Origin of the sequence: Paenibacillus sp. MER 99-2 (assembly GCF_023714095.1) — a bacterium.
Classification (GTDB): Bacteria; Bacillota; Bacilli; order Paenibacillales; family Paenibacillaceae; genus Paenibacillus.
The window spans coordinates 1-549 of record NZ_JAMAUZ010000024.1; the positions used below are offsets into that span (position 1 = coordinate 1).

Consider the following 549-nt stretch of genomic DNA (forward strand, 5'->3'; position numbering starts at 1 on the left):
GTGGGGTAACCGCAAGGAGCCAGCCGCCGAAGGTGGGATAGATGATTGGGGTGAAGTCGTAACAAGGTAGCCGTATCGGAAGGTGCGGCTGGATCACCTCCTTTCTATGGAGAATCGTTTCCCGTAGTGGAAACATTCAAATATATAGGTTCTTAGAACCTACTAGTTACTTATCCATTTGTTCAGTTTTGATGGAATTTGAGGGGCCATAGCTCAGCTGGGAGAGCGCCTGCCTTGCAAGCAGGAGGTCAGCGGTTCGATCCCGCTTGGCTCCACCAAAGATTTCATCTATTTAGCTTGTTCTTTGAAAACTAGATATCGAAACGAAAGAAAATGCGAATTAGAACATTCCTTTTTAGCTGAACTTGTGTAAACAAGTTTCAATAAAAACGGTAGATAATGCAGTTGCGATGGTATCGGGGGGGAGCGACTTTTGGCTTTGGACGTAGTCCAAAACAAGGGAAGCGAGCAAACGAAACCGGAGCATATGGTTAAGCTACTAAGAGCACACGGAGGATGCCTAGGCGCTAGGAGCCGATGAAGGACGTG

1 tRNA gene and 1 rRNA gene are annotated in these 549 nt (G+C 47.2%); both read left to right on the forward strand.

Annotation, left to right across the window (positions count from 1 at the left end):
- Positions 1-104: ribosomal RNA gene (locus M3636_RS29065) — 16S ribosomal RNA — on the forward strand; the annotation flags it as partial.
- Positions 105-202: 98 nt separating this feature from the next.
- Positions 203-278, forward strand: a tRNA-Ala gene (locus M3636_RS29070).
- Positions 279-549: the final 271 nt, after the last annotated feature.